This is a genomic window from Actinoallomurus oryzae, assembly GCF_039541955.1.
In the GTDB taxonomy this organism is placed as follows: domain Bacteria; phylum Actinomycetota; class Actinomycetes; order Streptosporangiales; family Streptosporangiaceae; genus Actinoallomurus; species Actinoallomurus oryzae.
Map to the genome: position 1 here is coordinate 465,233 of NZ_BAABHF010000022.1, position 15,993 is coordinate 481,225.

The 15,993-nt window shown below is 72.6% G+C and carries 14 protein-coding genes; 8 read left to right on the forward strand and 6 right to left on the reverse strand.

Translation table 11 applies throughout. From position 1 onward, the window contains the following. Positions 1 to 374 precede the first annotated feature (374 nt). Positions 375 to 1,244 (reverse strand): LysR family transcriptional regulator, encoded by an 870-nt coding sequence (locus ABEA10_RS20610; RefSeq protein WP_345466123.1) that lies wholly within the window; start codon positions 1,242 to 1,244, stop codon positions 375 to 377. 77 nt (positions 1,245 to 1,321) lie between these two features. On the opposite strand from ABEA10_RS20610, the gene ABEA10_RS20615 reads away from it, so the two are divergent. From ABEA10_RS20615 to ABEA10_RS20635, 5 genes are all read left to right on the forward strand, one after another. Next, complete coding sequence (locus ABEA10_RS20615) at positions 1,322 to 2,032, forward strand: CTP synthase C-terminal region-related (seleno)protein (RefSeq protein WP_345466125.1); 711 nt, start codon at positions 1,322 to 1,324, stop codon at positions 2,030 to 2,032. 71 nt (positions 2,033 to 2,103) lie between these two features. Then, entirely contained in the window at positions 2,104 to 2,817 is a 714-nt protein-coding gene (locus ABEA10_RS20620; RefSeq protein WP_345466128.1) for a 2OG-Fe(II) oxygenase, read from the forward strand. 3 nt (positions 2,818 to 2,820) lie between these two features. Further along, positions 2,821 to 3,375: a hypothetical protein gene (locus ABEA10_RS20625; RefSeq protein ID WP_345466130.1), complete on the forward strand. Its 555-nt coding sequence runs from the start codon at positions 2,821 to 2,823 to the stop codon at positions 3,373 to 3,375. A 57-nt stretch (positions 3,376 to 3,432) separates the two neighbouring features. After that, complete coding sequence (locus tag ABEA10_RS20630) at positions 3,433 to 4,278, forward strand: GNAT family N-acetyltransferase (protein WP_345466133.1); 846 nt, start codon at positions 3,433 to 3,435, stop codon at positions 4,276 to 4,278. 68 nt (positions 4,279 to 4,346) lie between these two features. Beyond that, on the forward strand, positions 4,347 to 4,604 hold the full coding sequence (locus ABEA10_RS20635) for a hypothetical protein (protein WP_345466135.1): 258 nt from the start codon (positions 4,347 to 4,349) through the stop codon (positions 4,602 to 4,604). A gap of 29 nt (positions 4,605 to 4,633) precedes the next feature. Here the strand turns inward: ABEA10_RS20635 and ABEA10_RS20640 are convergent, their stop codons facing one another. Both ABEA10_RS20640 and ABEA10_RS20645 read right to left on the reverse strand, forming a co-directional pair. Further along, positions 4,634 to 5,281 (reverse strand): response regulator, encoded by a 648-nt coding sequence (locus ABEA10_RS20640; RefSeq protein ID WP_345466138.1) that lies wholly within the window; start codon positions 5,279 to 5,281, stop codon positions 4,634 to 4,636. Further along, positions 5,278 to 6,465: a sensor histidine kinase gene (locus ABEA10_RS20645; protein WP_345466197.1), complete on the reverse strand. Its 1,188-nt coding sequence runs from the start codon at positions 6,463 to 6,465 to the stop codon at positions 5,278 to 5,280. The genes ABEA10_RS20640 and ABEA10_RS20645 overlap by 4 nt, the downstream gene beginning before the upstream one ends. A gap of 149 nt (positions 6,466 to 6,614) precedes the next feature. Here ABEA10_RS20645 and ABEA10_RS20650 point away from each other — a divergent pair, with 149 nt between their 5' ends. Continuing rightward, positions 6,615 to 7,721 carry an alpha/beta hydrolase family protein gene (locus ABEA10_RS20650; protein WP_345466140.1) on the forward strand — a complete coding sequence of 369 codons (1,107 nt, stop codon included), beginning with the start codon at positions 6,615 to 6,617 and terminating at the stop codon, positions 7,719 to 7,721. Between the two features lie 41 nt (positions 7,722 to 7,762). Here ABEA10_RS20650 and ABEA10_RS20655 read toward each other — a convergent pair whose 3' ends face one another. The 3 genes from ABEA10_RS20655 to ABEA10_RS20665 all read right to left on the reverse strand — a co-directional run bounded on the left by ABEA10_RS20655 (position 7,763) and on the right by ABEA10_RS20665 (position 13,979). After that, entirely contained in the window at positions 7,763 to 9,355 is a 1,593-nt protein-coding gene (locus tag ABEA10_RS20655) for an outer membrane protein assembly factor BamB family protein (protein ID WP_345466142.1), read from the reverse strand. A 239-nt stretch (positions 9,356 to 9,594) separates the two neighbouring features. Then, positions 9,595 to 10,293 carry a YrdB family protein gene (locus ABEA10_RS20660; protein ID WP_345466144.1) on the reverse strand — a complete coding sequence of 233 codons (699 nt, stop codon included), beginning with the start codon at positions 10,291 to 10,293 and terminating at the stop codon, positions 9,595 to 9,597. 572 nt (positions 10,294 to 10,865) lie between these two features. Beyond that, the gene (locus ABEA10_RS20665) at positions 10,866 to 13,979 is read right to left on the reverse strand and encodes an AfsR/SARP family transcriptional regulator (RefSeq protein WP_345466146.1); all 3,114 of its coding nucleotides are present in this window, start codon (positions 13,977 to 13,979) and stop codon (positions 10,866 to 10,868) included. Positions 13,980 to 14,137: 158 nt separating this feature from the next. On the opposite strand from ABEA10_RS20665, the gene ABEA10_RS20670 reads away from it, so the two are divergent. Both ABEA10_RS20670 and ABEA10_RS20675 read left to right on the forward strand, forming a co-directional pair. Continuing rightward, positions 14,138 to 15,313, forward strand: coding sequence for a hypothetical protein (locus ABEA10_RS20670; RefSeq protein ID WP_345466149.1), 1,176 nt, complete (start codon positions 14,138 to 14,140; stop codon positions 15,311 to 15,313). 17 nt (positions 15,314 to 15,330) lie between these two features. Beyond that, positions 15,331 to 15,981 carry a hypothetical protein gene (locus ABEA10_RS20675; RefSeq protein ID WP_345466151.1) on the forward strand — a complete coding sequence of 217 codons (651 nt, stop codon included), beginning with the start codon at positions 15,331 to 15,333 and terminating at the stop codon, positions 15,979 to 15,981. The last annotated feature ends 12 nt before the right edge of the window (positions 15,982 to 15,993 follow it).

Genomic DNA, 15,993 nt, shown 5'->3' on the forward strand with positions numbered 1-15,993 from the left:
CTCGTCGCAGCAGCGCGCGGGCACATCCTCAGGATTGGTAAGCCCCACCAGGCCGACGATCCGGCAGCCGACCGGCAAGGCCCTCACGTGATCAGGGCTGATTCGCCTCGCGTTCCGGGCATCGACGCATGCAAGGCGGGCCGCCGAATCCGGACGACCGCCGAAGCCATTTCGCCCCCTATGGGGCCTTATGCGGATATGACTCGCTGGGGGCCTTGGCGATCACCGTTGATCGTCAAGCGCAGCCGATCCTAGCCAGGAGTTCGGGCCGGACTACCCCGAATCACGCCATTACCAGTCGATCCCGATCTCCGCCACTAAGCACCGAACGGCGCGCTCCTCGGACGGTGGGTGAGTCCGTGCCCAGGCTCAGGTCAGCCGGTGAGGGCGGCGGCGAGAAGCGCGGCCGGGCCGTCGGTCAGGCCGCCGTGCAGCAGCTCGATGCGGTGGACGAGCCGGGGCACCGGGACACCGGGCGCCACGCCGTCCAGCGCCGGTTCCGGCAGCAGCGCCAGCCCGTGCCCGGCGAGCGCGAGGGCGATGAGGCCGCGTACGTCGGTGCCCTCGTAGCGCAGTGAGGGCCGGAAGCCGTCCGAGCCGCTCGCGGCGCGCAGCCGGTCGAGGGGCATCGCGACCTCGGGCGCGTCGATCCAGCGGGCGTCGGCCAGGTCCGCCAGGCGGAGCCCGCGCCGGCCCTCCAGCGGATGGCCGGGCGGCAGCAGGACGGCCAGCGGCGCCTGGGCCACCGCGACGGCGCTCAGCGGGCCCACGTCGGGCAGGGGCAGCGGGTCGGTCGGGGCCGCGACACCGTCGACGAGGCCCAGGTCCAGGGTGCCGTCGGCGACCTGTGCCGCGATCTCGGCGCGTGAGAGCACCCGGACGGTCACGGACACGAGCGGGCGCCGCGACCGTACCGCCGCCAGCGCGCCCGTGAGCTCGCCGGTGACGGCCAGCGCCGAGGCGCCCACGACGAGGTGCTCGGCGGGCGCGGCGACGAGACGCGTGACGTCGGCGCGTGCGGCGGCGAGGCGCAAAAGCAAGGGCTCGGCGTGTTCGAGCAGACGGGTGCCCGCGTCGGTGAGCGCGACCGGGCGGCGGCGCAGCAGCGGAGTCCGCAGGTCGGCCTCGAGCGCGGCGATGTGCTGGGAGACGGCCGACTGGGTGTAACCGAGCTCGCTCGCCGCGGCGGTGAACGACCCGTGGCGGGCCACGGCCACGAAGGTGCGGAGCAGATGCGTGTCCACGCCTCATAAGTATCCCTGATGACAAGTCGCGAAATCATCGTTGGCGCTGAACTCGCCTTCGTGGTCAGGATGTCCGCATGGACACCTTCACCCCGCGGATCGCCCTGGTCGGCGACCGCTCCCCGAACGTACGGGCGCACGTCCGGATCCCCTCACTGCTCACGGCGCTCGCCGAGCGCGACCGGCTGGTCCTCGACGCGTACTGGATCCCGACCGAAGAGGCCGACGGCGCGGTGGACGGCTTCGACGCGATCTGGCTGGTGCCGGGCAGCCCGTACCGCAGCCTGACCGGCGCGGTCGCCGCCGCCCGTACCGCCCGAGAGCGGAACATCCCGTTCCTTGGCACGTGCGGGGGCTTCCAGCACGCCCTCCTGGAGTACGCGCGGAACGCCTGCGGGCTCGCCTCGGCCGGCCACGCCGAGTATCCGTCCGCCACCGGCGACCCGCTGATCGCGCCGCTCGCGTGCTCGCTCGTCGGGCACGAGGGCGCCGTACGGGTCGCGCCCGGCTCGCTGGCCCGGCGCATCCTCGGCGCCGAGCGGACGGTCGAGCGGTACCACTGCTCGTACGGTTTGAGCCGGGAGTTCCTCGACGTGCTGCGCGAGAACGGGATGCGGTTCAGCGGCGCCGACGAGAACGGCGAGGTACGGATCGCAGAACTGCCGGAACACCCGTTCTACCTGGCCACGCTGTTCCAGCCCGAGCTGGCGGGCGACGGCAGCCGCGCCCACCCGATCATCCGGGCCTTCGCCGCCGCCGCGCACGCCGACCACACCGTGACGGCCTGACTCAACGGGCGAACGTGACGTCCGTTTTCCGCCAGCGGACGTCATCTCCTCTGCCGCACAGTAGAAGGGTGATGACCGACGACAGCAGGCGAAACGTCGACGCGGCGGACTGGGAAGCGCTCGCCGAAGAACTCGACGCCCACGGCTGCGCGCTCACGCCGCGGTTGCTCACCCCGGAGCAGTGCCGCGACGTCGCCGCGCTGTACGACCGGGAGGAGCTGTTCCGGACCACGATCGACATGGCCCGTCACCGCTTCGGCTCCGGCCAGTACCGGTACTTCACCCACGACCTGCCCGACCTGGTGGCGGGCCTGCGGGAGGCCTTCTACCCGCACCTGCTGCCCATCGCCCGTGAGTGGGCGGCCCGCCTCGGCCGCACCGCGCCGTGGCCCGACGGCCTCTCCGAGTGGGTGGCGATGTGCCACGAGGCCGGGCAGGACCGGTCGGCTCAGATCCTGCTGCGCTACCACGCGGGCGACTGGAACGCCCTGCACCGCGACGTGTTCGGGGACATGCTCTTCCCGCTCCAGGTCGTCATCGGCCTCGACGAACACGGCACCGACTACACCGGCGGCGAGTTCCTCCTGGTCGAACAGCGTCCCCGCGCCCAGTCCCGCGGCACAGTGCAGGTGCTCGAACAGGGCCACGGCCTGATCTTCACCACCCGCGACCGTCCCGTCCGTACCAAGCGCGGCTGGTCGGCCGGTGCCGTACGCCACGGCGTCAGCACCGTACGGACGGGCCGCCGCCACGCCCTCGGCCTCGTCTTCCACGACGCCGCCTGACCCATGGCCACCGCCATCGCGGCCGAACCCGGGCGCCCCGGTTCGCCGCTGATCACCGAGACGACCGCGTACGGCGAATCGCCGCCGCCGTCATCGCACACCGACGCCGAGCTGACCGCCCTCATCGGCCTGCTGACGAGGCCGAGGGCCCGGATCGGGACCGTCGTGGTCGGCCACGGCCGCGACGATGCCTCCCGAGCGGCCGCCGGGGCCTTCGCCGTCGCCTGGCAGCGGCTGGGCAAGGAGATCGTCGCGACGGTGGACTGGCCCGAGGAGGCCGCCTCCTGGCTCCGCCCCGCCCGGCGGCTGACCGCCTCCGTGCCGGACGCGTGGGTGGTGGCCGCCGCCACGCTCGGCTTCGCCCAGCTGAGCCGGCGCCTGCGGTACAGCACCGACTGGGACCCGCGACGCACCTTCGCCTTCGCCTCACTCCACGACGCCCGCCTGCCCGCGCTGGCCGGCCCGGAGACCGTGCGCGGGTTGCGCGGCGCCACCGCCGACGGCGGCTCCTGGGAGGTACGCGGCCGGTGGGTCACCTCCTCCTTAGGCCCGGGATGACGGCGGCGGCCGGAAAAACCAGATGCGCGGGAGGGGCGGTCGCGCCGACCATGGGGCATGGGCTGGAACATCACGGGTGATCTGGACGCCTACGTCGCCGAGGCCGGCGACTTCCTGCGCGCGGACCCGGTGGAGAACACCGTGCCCCTGGGCGTGGTCGAGACCCTGCGGGCGAGCGGCGTGGACGCCTTCGGCGAAGGGCCGCTGTTCGGCTGGTGGCGCTCGGACGCGGGCGTACGGGGTGCGCTCCTGCAGACCGGGACCTTCCCGCTGCTGCTCAGCGCGATGCCGGACCACGCCGCCGCCACGCTCGCCGACGAACTCGCCGACCGCGGTGTCGGCCTGGGCGGCATCACCGGCCACCCGACGGCGGCCCGCGCCTTCGCCGACGTCTGGGAGAAGCGCACGGAGACGATCGCGGAGGTGCACATGCGCCAGCGCCTGTTCCGTCTCGGGCGGCTGGAGCCGCCGGAGCCCCGGCCGGACGGCACTCCGCGCGTCGCGACCGCCGCCGACCACGCCCTCGTACGCGACTGGTACACGGCGTTCCAGGACGAGGCGTCGGGCGGCGGCCTGGCGAACACCGCGTTGATCGACGACCGCCTCGGCTACGGCGGCCTGCTGCTGTGGGAGGCGGAGGGCCGCCCGGTCGCGCTGGCGGGCCGTACGCGCGTGGTGGCGGGGATGGCGCGGATCGGCCCGGTCTACACGCCGCCGGAGCACCGCCGGCGCGGGTACGGAGCCGCGGTGACCGCGGCGCTGGCCCAGGCGACGCTGGACGCCGGCGCCTCGCACGTCGTGCTGTTCACCGACCTGGCCAACCCGACGAGCAACGGCGTCTACCGGCGGATCGGCTTCCGCCCGGTCAGCGACCGGCTGAGGCTCGGCTTCCGCGCCGGGTGAATAGCGCTCGGCGGCATCGGCGGCTGGAGGACTATGGTCGAGGTTCCTCCCTTTCCGAAAGGCCTTCGATGTTGCGTCTCGCCGGAATCATCCTTGCCGGAACCGGAGCGGCCCACTTCGCCGCTCCGCAGGTGTTCGACCCGATCTCCAAGGCCGCCTTCCCCGACGACACCCGCCAGTGGACCTACCGCAACGGCGCGATCGAGGTCGCCCTCGGACTGGCCCTGACCACGAAGAAGACACGCCTCCTCGGCCTGGCGGGCACCGCCGGCTACACCGGCTGGCTGGCCAGCCGCATCCGCGCCAACCGCCCCACCCCCCAGTAGGCCTCTCATCCCGAGTTCGCCGTCCAGAGTCAGATCAGGCCGGCCTCGTACACCAGGATCGCCGCCTGGACGCGGTTGGTCAGGCCGAGCTTGGCGAGTGCGCGGCTGACGTGTGTCTTCACCGTGGCCTCCCGCATGGTGAGCTCCCGGCCGATCTCGGCGTTGGACAGGCCGCGGGCGACCGCGCGGACGACCTGGCGTTCCCGTGTGGTGAGGGCGGCGAACCGGTCGTGTGCCGCTTGGGCGCGCGATGGGCGCCGCTCGGCGTACGACTCGATCAGCCGCCTGGTCACGGTGGGCGCGAGCATGGCGTTGCCCGCCGCGACCGTACGGACGGCGGAGGCCAGGTCGCGGGGCGGAGTGTCCTTGAGCAGGAACCCGACGGCGCCGGCGCGCAGCGCCCGGTGCACGTGTTCGTCCAGGTCGAACGTGGTGAGCATGATCACCTTGGGCGGATCGTCCCGTCGCGTGATGCGCTCCGCGGCGGTCAGGCCGTCCATGCCGGGCATCCGGACGTCCATCAGTACGACGTCGGCGCGGAGCCGTTCGACCGCGGCGACGGCCTCGGCGCCGTCCCGTGCCTCGCCCACCACCACGATGTCGCCCGCGGCCTCCAGGATCAGCCGCAGCCCAGACCGTACGAGCGCCTCGTCGTCGACGATCAGCACCCTGATCACCCGGTACCTCCTTCGGCCGGCAGCCTGGCGATCATCTCGAACCCGCCGTCCGGCCGCGGGCACGCCTCGAACGCGCCGCCCAGCAGCCCCACGCGCTCCCGTAGCCCGCTCAGGCCCAGGCCGGCGCCGGGCAGCGGGTCGTCCGGACCGTCACCGGGATCGTTGCACACCGCCACCTCGATCTCGTCCGGAAGATAGCGCAGGGCGACCTCGGTGGGCGCGCCGCCGGCGTGCTTGTGCACGTTGGTCAGGGCCTCCTGTACGACACGGTAGGCGGTCCGCTCGACCAGGTCCGGCAGTGCCCGTACCTCGCCCTCGTCGCGCCGGGTGACGCGGATGCCCAGGCTCCTGGTCTGGTCGAGCAGCCGGTCGAGGTCGGACAGCGTCGGCTGGGGCACCGTGGCATCGCCCGCGTACGGCGAGCGGAGCACGCCCAGGACGTTTCGCAGGTCGCTGAGCGCCTCGCGGCCGATGCCGCGGATCAGGGCGGCCGCCTCGGCGGTGCGCTCGTCGCCGGCGCCGACCTCCAGCGCCCCCGCGTGCAGCACCATCAGGGATACGCGGTGGGCGACGACGTCGTGCATCTCCCGGGCGACCCGGGTCCGTTCCTGCGCACGCGCCTGCTCGTCGCGGGCCACCTGCTCACGCTCCAGTCGCCGGGCGCGCTCGCGCAGCGCGGCGAAGGCGAGCCGCCGCGCGTTCACCCACAGGCCCGTGGCCAGCGGCAGCCCCACCAGCACGGCGAGCAGGATCGCGATGTTGGGGAACGTCGCGGTCGCGAGGTATCGGGATCCGCCGACCGCGGCCCCGGTCCCGATCGACACGCCGGCGACCGCGAGCGCCGCCAGGCCGAAGGTCACCACGCGCGTCCGGCGCAGGCTCGTGCCGGCGTAGTACGCGGCGACCATGGAGGCGGGCCAGAGCGCCAGCCACACCCAGCCCAGGGCCGCCAGCGCGAACACGGGCCACCGCCGGCGCCGGGCGAGACCGGCCGCGACCCCGCACGCCACGCAGAAGACGATGATCAGAGGGTGGAGCCACGGCGCCGCCGGGCCGGTCGCCGGCGGGTAGAGCATGCCGATGAAGCCCTCGGCGTAGACCACGGACAGCAGCCCGACGACCGCGCCGAGAACCCACGGGATCGCCGGGTCGATCAGGCGGTCGATACGCCTCAGCCTCTCCATCACCGGCGTCGCTCCATGGCCTCGAGCGTACGGCCGGCCCGCGGCATGAGCGCACGACGATCGTCGTACCGACCGCCGACGAAAGTCGTAGCCGGCCGACCGCCGACCGGCAGACGTGTTCGCCGCCGCATCGCTGAAGGCTGCGGTCCATGCGGAAATCCATTCTCGGCGGCCTGCTGGCCGCCACCCTTCTCACCTGCACCGCCGCCACCCAGGCGAGCGCGGAGCCCGCCCTTCGCCTCCCCCGGCCGACCGGCCCGCGCCCGGTGGGCGCCACGACGCTGCAGTTGGTCGACTCGTCGCGTACGGACCCGTGGGTGCCGTCGTCGGGTGCGCGCCGGCTGATGGTGTCGCTGTGGTACCCGGCGTCGGCGGCGCGGGGCCCGCGCGCCGCGTACATGACCCCGGACGAATCGGCGCTGCTACTCAAGGGAGAGGGCATCACCACCGTGCCGCCGGACACGCTGAGCCACACCCGCACCGACGCGTACGCGGACGCCACGCCGGCCCGCGGGCGGCATCCGCTGGTCGTGCTCTCTCCGGGGTTCTCGCTGCCGCGTTCGTCCCTCACCTCGCTGGGCGAGGACCTGGCGAGCCGGGGATACGTGGTCGCCGCGGTCGACCACACGTACGAGAACTTCGGTGAGACCTTCCCCGACGGCCACACCACCACGTGTGTCGTCTGCGACCTCGATCAGACGCCCGCGCTGGCGCGGAAGCTGGCCGCCGGCCGTGCCGCCGACGTGTCGTTCGTCCTCGACCGGCTCACCGGCCCGCGCCCCGTGTGGAAGGGCGGCATCTCCGCGTCCCGTATCGGCATGGCGGGGCACTCCCTCGGCGGGGACAGCACGGCCGTGACCATGGCGGCCGACCCGCGCGTACGGGCCGGGGTCAACATGGACGGCACGTTCAACACACCCGTCACCGGACTCTCCCGCCCGTTCCTGCTCATGGGCACCGCGGTCATGCACACCCCGACCTCCAAGGACACGACCTGGAGCGACGCGTGGCAGCACCTCACCGGCTGGAAACGGTGGATCACCGTGGCCGGCACGCAGCACTCCTCCTTCACCGACCTTCACCCGCTCGCGGACCAGCTCGGCCTCGCCTTCGGCGCCGACATCTCCGGGACCCGCGCCGTACAGATCACGCGGGCCTACGTCGGCGCCTTCTTCGACCGGAGCCTCCGGCACCGGCCCGAGCCCCTGCTGGACGGGCCCTCATCGGCCTATCCGGAGGTGACCTTCTGGAACTGATGTGAGAGAGGGCGGCCCCTCCGCAGGGGCCGCCCGCTCGGTCAGCGGCCGAACACCATCAGCGCGGAGCCGCGGTCGTTCGGGTACGGGGTGAAGGCGTACCCGGCCTGCGTGTAGAGCAGGCCGTGCGAGACGACCGCGCCTCCGCCGCCGGACAGGGCGCCGCCCCGGCCCGGCAGGCCGTTGACGCCCTGGAAGTCGCGCATCGTGTCGTAGCTCCACAGGACCCTGCCGGTCTCCGCCGAGTAGGCGCGCATCTTGCCGTCCATGCCGCCCTCCCAGACGATGCCGGGCGTCGTGGTCACCGCCGGGGTGAATCCGCGCTGGCAGATGTCGGGGTACTTCGCCGCGCCGCCCGTCGTGCAGCCGTCCGCCGGGCTCGGCGTCTTCCACAGCACGTGACCGGTGGCCGGGTCCAGCGCGAACAGCGTGCCCGGGCCGGCCATGTACGTCGCGACGTACAGCCGGTGCCCGTCGTAGCTCGACCCCCACTGGATGCCGGACAGGCCGCCGTTCGGCATGGGCGTGGAGAGCTGCCGCCGCCAGACCGCCTTGCCCGTACGGGCGTCGAGGACGTGGTACACGCCGACCTTCTGGCCGATGCCGACCAGGCGACGGCCGCCCACGGTGAACAGGTTCGGCGCCGCACCGAGGTCGAAGTCCAGCGCGGTGCCCTCCGGCAGGTTGGGGCAGTACTTCTGGTCCGCCGGGTCCTGGCTGGCGCACTCGGCCCGCCAGGTGTCGACGTCGGTCATCTTCTCGGTCCAGCGGGCCCGTCCGGTCCGCGCGTCGAGTGCCAGGACCGAGTCGAAGTGCCCGCCGCTGCCGGTGTAGTTCTGCCCGGTGCCGACGTACACGGTGCGCGTCACCGGATCGACCGCGGGGGTGCTCCAGACCCCGCCGCCGGACGGTGCGTACTTCGGCACACCGTTCGGCCAGGTGCCGTCCCGCTTGGGCTTCGGCACGGTGTAGTAGCGCCAGGCGAGTCTTCCCGTACGGGCGTCGAGAGCGTCCAGGTGCCCGCGGAAGGTGCAGCAGGCGTGGTCCTTCCCGGCGACGTTCTCACCGCTGGACACCCCCACGTACACGCGGCCCTGGAAGACGAGGGGCGAGCTGGTGACGACCGCCCCGGGTGTCGCGTCGAGGCGCGTGGCCCAGTCGAGCCGTCCGGTGCGCTGGTCGACCGCGTACAGGTAGCCGCGGATGTCGCCGAAGTAGACCCTGCCGCCGGAGACCGCCGGGCCGTCCTGCACCTGCGTGGGGCCGGTGCCGACGGAGGCCAGGTCGAAGGTCCACCGCGCGCCTCCGGTACGGGCGTCGCGCGCGTACATCTTGCCGTCCGGGCCGCCGAAGTAGACCGTGCCGTCCGCGACCGCGGGCTGGCTGCGCGGCGTGCCGGCCTCCTTCGGGTACGCGAAGGCCCACTTCAGCTTCAGCCCGCCGACGTCGGCCGGCGTGATGGTGTGTTCGGCCGGGTTGAACCGCGAGCCGAGCGGGTCGCCCTGCCAGGTCGGCCAGTCGCCGTTCGCCCGCGGCACGGCGGCGTCCGCCGACGCCGTCATCGCGGTCAGCGGCATGATCAGAGACACCACGGCCGGTATCGCCATCCGCCGGCGCCCTCGCGCTCCGCGCATCCCATCTCCTCCCGGTGCCCGCGCCCACCGCGGACTCCCGGCCAGACTGGCGAACGCGCACCGGGCTCCACATCGACCAGACGGTCACACCGCATCAACCGAAAGTCGTGACAACAACAGCCGATCGGGTGCCCGGCGTGGCCATCGGTCCCACCTGGCGCGGCGACCACGACAGTGGGCATTGCCGCGCGCAGGGGCCCGGGTCGGCCGCCGACCTTCTGCGTCCGTCAGCCGCCGTGTCACAACACCCGGCGGACGTTCGTGATCACCGCGCCAGGCGAGACGTCCACCTTGCGGAAGGCGGCCTCCCGGTCGAGGGTGGCGATCACGGTGTTGGCGGTGACGAGCACGCCGAACACGACGGCGAGCGTACGGTGCCCGAGCACGTCCAGGCAGAGCATCGCCGTGACGAAGACCAGCGCCTTCACCGCGAGCACCCCGGCGAGCGGCAGCGCCACCCGGGCCTTCGGCGCGGCGAACAGCCCCCACACGACCGCCGCCACCAGTGGCGTCCCGATGCCCAGGACCAGGTGGAGGGCCAGGCCGCTCCCGACCGTCGCGCCCCACCAGGCGAGCAACGCCAGGGCGAGCAGCTCGAAGACGAACGCCAGCCCCTCGTTCGCCAGGTGCACCGGACCGGTGGCGACGAGATCCCCGCCGGTGAGCCGCCGCCAGCGAGGGATCTCCGTGTAGACGGTGCCGATGACCAGCGCCCAGACCAGGAGGGCCACCGGTACCGGCCAGGCCGCCCAGGACGCGGTGACCGCGGCGAAGAGTTGCAGCACGACCAGCCCGACCGTGACCCAGCCGGGCGCCGCGACGGGAACCTGGATCTTGTCGCCCGGCGTGACGAACACGGTCGGCAGCCCGATCAGCAGCAGCAGCGCCACGCCGGCGAGGACCGGCGAGTGGGAGGCCAGCGCCCACGGCGTCGCCACCCAGGCGACCAGCTCCGCGGCGAACCGTAGAACCGACGAACGTTCGAAACGAACCGGCGCCTCGGGCGTTCCGGTCTCTCGCGTGGAAGCCAGTGCTCTCTCCCGTACTTCCCGATGCCACCAGGGATGCCCCAGTGTGCCCCGCTCTGCTCCCGCCCGCCAGACCGGTCATCACGGTATAAGCACGCATACGCCTAGATTTGCGACACTTTCCGGGCGAATGTGATCCGCCGATTCGCAACTCACGCGATTTTTGAGAAAGTTTGCCAATCAAGTGGATCAAGGGATTATGATCTTGGTTGTACTCGGGGGGACGATCAACAAAGCAACCCAAAGAGGACAAACATGAAATATGTACTCACATACGTCGTTGGAGCGGCTATGATCTCAGCATTCGCGTTCGAGGTGATCTCCTACATTCCGGGCACGCACATGACTGCGACCCCCTCGATCTACTTCTGAACCAAACAGTTCAGCGCATGACCGTGGGCCGGACGGGATGGATCTCGTCCGGCCCACGTGGCGTTGAACGCGAGCCCACCGAGTGGGCGCCTCCGGGACCGGCCGTCGCTCTACACGGCCTCCAGGAGGGTTCGGAGGGTCTCGGACTCCGAGGGCATGCCCGCTCGCTCGAAGAAGCGCAGTGCCTGGCGCCAGCAGCGGCGCGCGTTGTGCCGGGCGCCCCTGCGCAGGTGGAGGCGTCCGAGGCCTTCCAGCACCTTGGCCCGTTCGTACGGCTCGCCGATGACGCCGGCCAGTTTCAGCGCCTCGCGGAACGCCTCGTCGGCGTCCGCGAGGCGCTCGTCCGCCAGCAGTACCTCCCCGATGCGCCGCAGCGCCTTCGCTTGCTCGAACATTTCCGATATTCGCCGCGAAAAGGCCAAAGCCTGCTCGAAGTGGATCAGCGCCTCTCCGTGCTGCCCCATCCCGAAATAGGTCGTTCCGATCTCGATGAGCGTTTCTATCTCGTTCCGCTTGTCCCCAATCTGTCGATATGTAAGCAATGCGTAGCGGAACCCGGTCAGCGCTTCGTCGTACCGTCCGGTGTGTAAATGGATGCGCGCCATGTTGTTACGCCAGATCGCATCGTGCTGACGGCTCATCTCCGGCATGACGCGGGAGGCGTCCTCGTAGTACCCGCGCGCGGCGTCGACCCGGCCCAGCCGCAGCATCAGGTCGCCCTGGTTGTTCAGCGACATCAGCAGCCCGCGCGGGTCGTCGATCGACGCGTAGATCTCCAGGGCCGTGTTCCGGCGGTCGGCGGCCTCCTGGTACCGGCCGACGAACTCCAGGAAGATCGCGATGTGGTCCAGCACCCGGGCCTCGCCGCGCCGGTCGCCCAGCGACCGCCGGATCGCCAGCGCTCCGCGCGAGCTGGTCAGAGCGTCGCGGTACAGCGACCGCTGCCACAGGATGAGTCCGCGATGGGCCAGGACATCGGCCTCCCCCCGCGCGTCGCCGAGCGACCGGTAGATCTCCAGGGACGCCCGCGCGTGGTCGAGCGCCTCGCCGTACTGCCCGGTACGGAACCGCACGCCGCTCAGGTCGAGCAGCGCCTGCGCCTCCCCGGCCGCCTCGCCCAGCTCCCGCCAGGCCTCGACCGCGCGCCGGTGCAGGACGTCGGCCCTGTCCCAGTGGCCCCCGGCGTCGAGGTACCCGGCGAGCGCGTGCGCGAGCAGGGCCGTATGCCGCAGGGCGCCCACGCTCTCCGCGTACTCGGCGGCGGCGAGAAGGTTGGCGTACTCCGCCGTCATCCACGCGTCCGCCTCGGCCGGGGTCGCGAACGGCGCCGGGTCGGGCGGCGGGACGTCGCGGCCGAGGTCGCGGCCGTGCGCGTGGAGCAGCCGGTCGGCGAGCAGCGCGGCGGACACCGCGTGGTCGAGCTGGCACCATACGGCGTCCCGGCGCACCGACTCCGAGTCCTCACCGGCCGCCCGCTGACGCGCGTAGTCGCGGACCAGGGCGTGGAACCGGTACCGCCCCTCCATCGGCTCGGTCAGGAGGTGGTGGTCGAGCAGTTCCTCGATCAGCCGGTCGGCGTCGCCCGGCGGCTCGCCGGTGATCGCCGCCGCGCCGTGGAGGGCGAAGTCGGCGCCGAGGTGCAGGCCCAGGCGGCGGAACCCCCGGCGTACGCGGGGGGCGAGCCCGCGGTACGACAGGTCGAAGGCCGCCGTGATCTCGCGGTCCGCCGCCCGGATCTCGGCGAGCCGCCGGTTGCGCGCGGCGAGCCGTTTCGCGAGGACGGCGCTGGTCCAGGCGCGGCGGTGCCGTAACCGGTTGCCGACGAGCTGGATCGCGAGTGGCAGGTGGCCGCAGAGCGCGACCACCTCGGCGATGTCGCCGGGCGGGGACGCGCGATCCGGTCCGATCGCGCGTTCGAGCAGGTCGGCGGCGTCGGAGGGGCTCATCACGTCGATCGAGTGCGACCACACGTCGTCCAGGCCGACGAGCCGCCGCCGGCTCGTGATCAGGGTCAGGCAGCCCGGCGCCGAGGACAGGAGCGGCTGGATCTGCTCACGCCCGCGAGCGTTGTCGAGGACCACGAGCACCCGGCGGCCCGCGAGCTCGGCCCGCCAGAGTGCCGTGCGCTCCTCGACCGACGGCGGGACGCCCTGGATGCCGAGCATCCGCAGCAGCGCGTCCAGCGCGGCGGCGGGGGTGGTCGCCTCCTGCTCGGCGTCCAGGCCGTGCAGGTCGAGGTACAGCTGCCCGTCGGGGTACTCCTCGGCCAGCCGGTGCGCGAGATGCACGGCCAGCACCGTCTTCCCGACGCCGGGCATGCCGTCCAGGGCGATCACCGTGGGACGCCTCGGGCGGGTGGGAGAGGCGACCTCGATCAGCGCGCGGACCTCCTCCTCACGTCCGGTGAAGTGCCGGATGTCATCGGGCAGGGTGCGGCGCGGATCGCTCACGACGACCCGCGCCCGCGGCACCGGGAGCAGGGTGCGGTCGCGCCGCAGGATCCGCGCCTGGAGTTCCTGGAGCTCCGGGCAGGGCTGGGTCTGCAGCTCCTTCCACAGCCGGTGGCTGGCGTCGTGGTAGACCGTCAGCGCGTCGGCGTGCCGTCCGGCGCGGTAGAGCGCCTTCATGAGGTGCTCCACGAGCTTCTCGTTGTACGGGTGCTCCTCGACCAGGACGCGGAGTTCGCTCACCAGGTCGGTGTGGTGCCCCAGCCGCAGCTCCACCTCGACGCGTTCGAGGGTGGCGCCGAGGAGTTCGTCCTCGATGGCCCGGCGGATGCCGTCCGCCCATGCGCTGGACAGATCGGCCAGTGGCCGGCCGTGTACGAGGGCGTGCGCGCCGCGGAGGAGTTCGAGCGCCCGTTCGTCGTCACCGCTCGCCGCGATGGCCCGCGCCTGTCTTCGCAGATTGCGGAACCGGTGCAGATCGATGTCCTTGGAATCGGCCTGGAGGACATATCCGCCGGGCCGGAGAGTTCCGATGGTCGCGTCGTCGCCGATACTGCTGAGCCGTGCGCGCAGCCGCGAGACATATGTGTGCAGATTGGCACGTGCGCCGGGCGGCTCCGCCCCGTCCCAGAGCCAGTTGACGAGCTTTTCCATGGGCACCGGAACACCGGGTGTCTGGGCGAGGATCGCCAGCACACAGCGCTCTTTGGTGCGCCCGACGGCGTGTCGCCGGCCATCGGACCAGAGCTCTACCGGACCGAGAATTCGGAACTCCACCAACGACCTCTTCGGTGGATCTTCACATATTCATCACATGGTTTCACTCACGGTGTCATCATGACCAGAAGCCCCCTTGGCCGATATGGGTCGCCCCGCTGACGCATGGCAAGGTTGCGGCAAGGTTTTCGTCAAGGCGCGTCGCCGACTCTCACCACATGTTCGGTTTCGAATGGCGCCGGTCTCCGGTCGGACACGACACGGGGATCTGGGGGGCGCCCGGCGACCGCCACACCGTTCTCGTCGTGGTCCGCAGCGCCGCGTGCGGACAGCATCTGCTGGACGTCGTCCGGCTGGTGGAGTCGGACCCGCGCGTCAAGGTCGCGTTCACCACCGACTGCGACATCTACCACCGAGGGGTCGAGCGGCTTCTCAGCGACGTCGGTGCCGTGGTGATCTCCTGGCGGGACGCCACGGCGCGCGACTTCGGGCTGGCCGTCGCCACCGACCTCGCCGCCGTACGCAGGGTGCGCGCGCCGTCGGCCGTGATGCCGTTCGGCGAGCGCATCGAGGCCGCCGCGCTGCGCGAGGCCCACCGCCGCGACCTGCCGTGCGCGTCCGGCGCCCATCGGGTCGTGCACCGCTGTGGCGCCGGGCCGACGTCGATCGTGCTCGCGCACGAGGCCGAGGTGGCGCGCCTCGCCCGGCGGCACCCGGAGACGCTGCCGGTCACGACGGTCGCCGGCGACCCGACCTACGACCGGCTCACCGCCAGCCTGCCGCTGCGGAACTTCTACCGGCGCGCGCTCGGCGTCGGCCCGCGGCAGCGCCTCGTCGTCGTGGTCGCGCGGTCCACAGCGCGCCCGCCCGGAGCGACGAACCTGCTGGCCCGGCTCCCCAGGGAGCTGCCGGCGGAGGAGTACCGGGTGATCGCGCTGTTCCCGCCCGAGCCGGGCCCGGGAGGGGTGGGCCTGGCCGACTGCCTGCGCGGCGGGCTCGGGGTGCTGCCGCCCGAGGGCGACTGGCGCGCCGCGCTCGTCGCCGCCGACTGGATCATCGACGACGGTGCCGTCGGCCCGTACGGCGCGGTCACCGGGGTGCCCGTGCTGCTCAGCGGCGTCGAGGACGCCGACATCGCTCCGGACTCCGCTCTCGCCGAGCTCGCGCGGGTGGCGCCGCGGCTGTCGCCGTACCGGCCCGTCGAGCCGCAGCTCCACGCCGCCGCGGCCCGGCACCGCCCGGACCTTCACCGGCCGGTGCTGGAGCGCATCACCTCCGAGCCCGGCCGGTTCAACCGCAACATGCGGTCGCTGCTGTACCGCCACCTCCGGCTCCGGCAGCCGCTCAGCATCCCCACGACGGATCCGGTCTCTCCGCCGTTCCGCCTCGACTAGACACGGGAGACACGATCGTGGAAACGAGCCTCATCGCGGCCCACCTGCTGCGCGTCGAAGACTCACTGGCCCTGGACCACCTGCCGCCGGACGGGCGCGCCGCGTACCGGCCGGCCCGGCCCGAGGCGGAGATGCCGGGCATGCTGGTCATCCCGTCGGGCCGGGGGCTGTCCGAACCGCACCTCGTCGTCATGACCGACCCCGACCGGCACCGGCTGCCGCGGCCGGCCGGGTGGATCACGACCGACATTCATCTCGTCGTCTGCGCGCGGAGCCGCCACGACCGCCCGGCTCCGGCCGTACCGGGCGTGTTCGTACGGCGGGGACTCCGCGACCTCATCGCCCGCCGGCGCGGCGACGTCGTCGTCGGCCACCGTACGGGCGGCTGCGACCTGCGGTTACGCGACGGGCGGCTGCTGGCGGTGGCGGGACCGCGGATCGCGCCGGCGTCGGCGGGTATCGGCTCCTGCTACGCCATGTACGGCTCGGCGGTGCACTGCTGGCAGACGGCGGGGATCTCGATGACCGCCCTGGACGAGGCGGTCGTGGCCGTGGGCCGGTACGTCGCCGCGACCGCGGGGCGACCGGCGCACTTCCTGGTGACCGGGCGCGCGGAGATGAAGCTCCGCCGGCCGAAACCGATGACAGCGGCGTTCCACGCCGCGTAGGGGGAGGATCAG

Bases quoted from the DNA above. Each gene is read 5' to 3' on its own strand.
- ABEA10_RS20615 (WP_345466125.1), top strand. From the start codon at position 1,322: ATGGACACCTTCACCCCGCGGATCGCCCTGGTCGGCGACCGCTCCCCG.
- ABEA10_RS20620 (WP_345466128.1), top strand. From the start codon at position 2,104: ATGACCGACGACAGCAGGCGAAACGTCGACGCGGCGGACTGGGAAGCG.
- ABEA10_RS20625 (WP_345466130.1), top strand. From the start codon at position 2,821: ATGGCCACCGCCATCGCGGCCGAACCCGGGCGCCCCGGTTCGCCGCTG.
- ABEA10_RS20630 (WP_345466133.1), top strand. From the start codon at position 3,433: ATGGGCTGGAACATCACGGGTGATCTGGACGCCTACGTCGCCGAGGCC.
- ABEA10_RS20635 (WP_345466135.1), top strand. From the start codon at position 4,347: ATGTTGCGTCTCGCCGGAATCATCCTTGCCGGAACCGGAGCGGCCCAC.
- ABEA10_RS20645 (WP_345466197.1), bottom strand. From the start codon at position 6,465: ATGGAGAGGCTGAGGCGTATCGACCGCCTGATCGACCCGGCGATCCCG.
- ABEA10_RS20650 (WP_345466140.1), top strand. From the start codon at position 6,615: ATGCGGAAATCCATTCTCGGCGGCCTGCTGGCCGCCACCCTTCTCACC.
- ABEA10_RS20655 (WP_345466142.1), bottom strand. From the start codon at position 9,355: ATGCGCGGAGCGCGAGGGCGCCGGCGGATGGCGATACCGGCCGTGGTG.
- ABEA10_RS20670 (WP_345466149.1), top strand. From the start codon at position 14,138: ATGTTCGGTTTCGAATGGCGCCGGTCTCCGGTCGGACACGACACGGGG.